The sequence below is a fragment of the Intrasporangium sp. genome (assembly GCF_035688975.1).
Classification (GTDB): domain Bacteria; phylum Actinomycetota; class Actinomycetes; order Actinomycetales; family Dermatophilaceae; genus CALMNV01.
This window is the reverse complement of sequence record NZ_DASSMH010000018.1, coordinates 1-3,081: the sequence shown is the minus strand read 5'-3', so window position 1 is coordinate 3,081 and position 3,081 is coordinate 1. Positions and strand designations below refer to the sequence as shown.

The following is a 3,081-nucleotide window of genomic DNA, read 5'->3' as shown; positions in this document are numbered from 1 at the left end:
CATCGACCCGGCGATGGCCAGGACGGGGATGATGAGGAGGAACCGCCCGACGAGCATGGCCACGCCGAGAGTGGTGTCGTACCACTGGGTGGCGGTGGTGAGCCCGCCGAAGGCGGAGCCGTTGTTGTTGGCCGCCGAGGCGAACGCGTAGAGGATCTCCGACAGCCCGTGGGGGCCAGGGTTGGCCCGTGAAGCCACTGCGGAGCCCAGCAGTACCGAGGCGGCGGCGAAGCCGAGCAGGACCAGCGGCACGGCCAGCACGTAGAGCATGACCAGCTTCATCTCCGCAGCCTGGATCTTCTTGCCCAGGTACTCGGGCGTGCGGCCCACCATCAGCCCGGCCACGAACACCGAGAGGATGACCATGATGAGGAGCCCGTTCACGCCGACGCCGACCCCGCCGGGGCTGACCTCGCCCAGCATGATGTGTGAGAGCGCCACCATCCCACCCAGGGGCGTATAGCTGTCGTGCATGGAGTTGACGGACCCGTTCGACGTGCCTGTCGTCGACACCGCCCACAGCGCCGAACCTGCGGGCCCGAAGCGGACCTCTTTGCCCTCCATGTTCCCCCCGGCCTGGGCCTGCGAGCTCGATTGGTCGACGCCGAGCGCGGCCAGGCGCGGGTTTCCATTGGCCTCGATGCCCATCGCCGCCAGCGACAGGACGGCCCAGATGGCGAACATGATGGCGAAGACGGCCCGGCCCTGGCGGCGGTCACCGACCATGCGGCCGTACGTGAAGGCCAGGGCGAAGGGGATGAGCAGGATGGCGTAGAGCTCGAGGAAGCCGTTGAGCGGCGTGCTGTTCTCGTACGGGTGAGCCGAGTTCACGTTGAAGAACCCGCCGCCGTTGGTGCCGAGCTGCTTGATGGCGACCTGGCTGGCGGCGGGGCCGCCGGGAATCGACTGCGACGCACCCTCGACGGTGCGGACCTCCCTGGCACCGGAGAAGTTCTGGATCACTCCCTGGCTGACCAGCACCAGGGCGAAGACGAACGAGAGGGGCAGCAGGATGCGCAGTGTCGTGCGGGTGAGGTCGACCCAGAAGTTGCCGATCGTCGTCGCCCGCTTGCGGGCCAGGCCCCGGATCAGGGCGGCCATCACTGCCATACCCGCGGCAGCGGAGACGAAGTTCTGGACGGCCAGGCCGACCATCTGGGTGAGGTGGCTCATCGTCGTCTCGCCGGCGTAGGACTGCCAGTTCGTGTTGGTCACGAAGCTGACGGCGGTGTTAAAGGCCAGGTGGGGCGACATCGCGCCCAGCCCCCTCGGGTTGAGGGGAAGCGAGCCCTGCAGCCGCTGAAGGCCGTAGAGGACGAGGAAGGAGACCAGGCTGAAACCGAGCAGCGAGAGGGCGTAGACGGTCCACCGCTGCTCACGCTCGGGATCGACGCCGCAAAGGCGGTACACGCGCCCCTCGATGGCTTGGAAGAATCGGTCTCCCGGGGGCTTCGTTTCGTCGCCGTAGACCTCGGCGATGTACCGCCCGAGCGGCGGTGCGGTCGCGAGGATCAGGGCGATCAAGAGGGCGAACTGCACCCAGCTGGCTGCAGACACCTCAGAACTTCTCGGGGAAGATCAGCGCGACGAGGAGGTACGCGACCAGCAGCGCGGCGAGCACCAGACCGATCACGTTGTCGACGGTCATGGCCGAGCCGTCGGGCAACCGTCGGCAGCATCCTCTGCTTCGGTGTCGGTGGATCGGACGATGGCGTCGCAGGCGCGGACGTACAGCGCACACAGGGCGAAGAACGCCAGGGTCACGGCGATGAAGATGACGTCGGGCATCGCTCAGCTCCTCCGAGCCGTCGGAGCGGCGAGGGCTGCGCCCACCTGGTCGGCCACCGCCACGGCCACGACCCGCTGCTCCAGGGTTATGCCCGTGCCCTGCGTCGGGTCGAGGACGAAGCGTCCGAGGACCTGACCGCGCCCCAGGACGGGAAGCTCGACGCCCTCCAAGGGTAGCTCCAGGCCGGTCCTCTGGAAACGGTGATTCTCGCCGGTCACGAAGCCGCTGCGCTCGAACCGCTCGAAGGTCGAGTCGAAAGGCGGTGCCTCGAAGCGGCAACTCTGCAGGTGCAGCAGGTCGGTGAGTTCGGATTCGGCGGCCATCACGACGTCAGACACGTCGTCGCCGAGGGCGGCGAGCTCGGCGATGCGGTAGATGCGGCGAATCTCACCTCGTCTGGTCTCCGCCGACGAGAGGGCCCGTCGACTCCGACCCGCGATGTGGCCAACAAGCAGGCCGACCGCCAGCAAGAGCAGCGCAGTCTCGACGTCGTCGGCCGATGTGATCCGCAGCTGCAGGTACGGGCGTGTGAAGAAGAAGTCGAAGGACAGCGCGGCGCTGATCGCGCTTACCGCGCCGGCCTGCCGTCCGCCCGAGGCCGCGGCCACGACGACGACCGTGACTAGGACGAGCGCCAAGTTCGTGTTGAGCATGACGTCACGGAGGGACACCAACGCCATGGCGACGGCGATGGGCGCGAGCCCCCCGAGCGCTATCCACAACAGCTCCGTTTCTCGGTCTTGCTCCATCATGTTCGAGCTAACGACGAGAAGGGCCGCTTGTCGATGGCCTTAACGCGCTCTCAGCGCGGCGAGCTCTGTTCTTAGCGTGCCGTTAACGAGGCGGGCCGCGTCGGGCACGCTCCACGATGCGGTCGACCACTCTGGAGCGAGGCTCCGCAGTCGTGGGGGAGTGGGGACAGCCGCTGCTTCCGCCGTTTCCACGAGGCCGGCGCACGACGAAGCAAGCCGGCGAGCTCACGCGAGAGCGCTCCCATTCGGTGCAGCCGGCGCAACACTCCGCTGCGCAAGGATGCTCATGTCGGCGGCAGCGCGGACGCGCAGCGAAATGTCAGCGCCCGGGCCGCACCCGGCACATCCACGTCAAGGTGCAGCCCTCGGGCGGGCGGATGCTCACCACCCAGCTCTACTTCCCGGGTGAGCCCCGCAACGCCTCCGACGGCATCTACCGCAAGGAGTGCGAGGTCACCATGGGCGACGCGGCCGACGGCAAGAACGCGGCGTTCACCTTCGTGCTGGACATCTGATCCCCGGTCACAGCCCGGGCAGCGG

General features: G+C 67.9%; 5 protein-coding genes. 1 reads left to right on the top strand and 4 read right to left on the bottom strand.

The genetic code is table 11. The features are described from left to right. The 4 genes from kdpA to VFJ94_RS02050 form a co-directional block, all read right to left on the bottom strand. Window positions 1-1,557, bottom strand: a 1,557-nt coding sequence (gene kdpA, locus VFJ94_RS02065) for a potassium-transporting ATPase subunit KdpA (RefSeq protein ID WP_325002511.1), incomplete at its 3' end; no start/stop codon positions are given. A gap of 1 nt (window position 1,558) precedes the next feature. Continuing rightward, window positions 1,559-1,648: a K(+)-transporting ATPase subunit F gene (kdpF, locus tag VFJ94_RS02060; protein WP_325002510.1), complete on the bottom strand. Its 90-nt coding sequence runs from the start codon at window positions 1,646-1,648 to the stop codon at window positions 1,559-1,561. Further along, complete coding sequence (locus VFJ94_RS02055) at window positions 1,645-1,788, bottom strand: hypothetical protein (protein WP_325002509.1); 144 nt, start codon at window positions 1,786-1,788, stop codon at window positions 1,645-1,647. The genes kdpF and VFJ94_RS02055 overlap by 4 nt, the downstream gene beginning before the upstream one ends. A gap of 3 nt (window positions 1,789-1,791) precedes the next feature. Beyond that, window positions 1,792-2,538, bottom strand: coding sequence for a DUF4118 domain-containing protein (locus tag VFJ94_RS02050; RefSeq protein ID WP_325002512.1), 747 nt, complete (start codon window positions 2,536-2,538; stop codon window positions 1,792-1,794). A gap of 359 nt (window positions 2,539-2,897) precedes the next feature. Between VFJ94_RS02050 and VFJ94_RS02045 the strand changes: the two genes are divergently transcribed. Next, on the top strand, window positions 2,898-3,056 hold the full coding sequence (locus VFJ94_RS02045) for a hypothetical protein (protein WP_325002508.1): 159 nt from the start codon (window positions 2,898-2,900) through the stop codon (window positions 3,054-3,056). Window positions 3,057-3,081 lie beyond the last annotated feature (25 nt).

Coding starts and splice junctions, on each gene's coding strand:
- VFJ94_RS02050 (WP_325002512.1), bottom strand. CDS start 2,538: ATGGAGCAAGACCGAGAAACGGAGCTGTTGTGGATAGCGCTCGGGGGG.
- kdpF (WP_325002510.1), bottom strand. CDS start 1,648: ATGACCGTCGACAACGTGATCGGTCTGGTGCTCGCCGCGCTGCTGGTC.
- VFJ94_RS02055 (WP_325002509.1), bottom strand. CDS start 1,788: ATGCCCGACGTCATCTTCATCGCCGTGACCCTGGCGTTCTTCGCCCTG.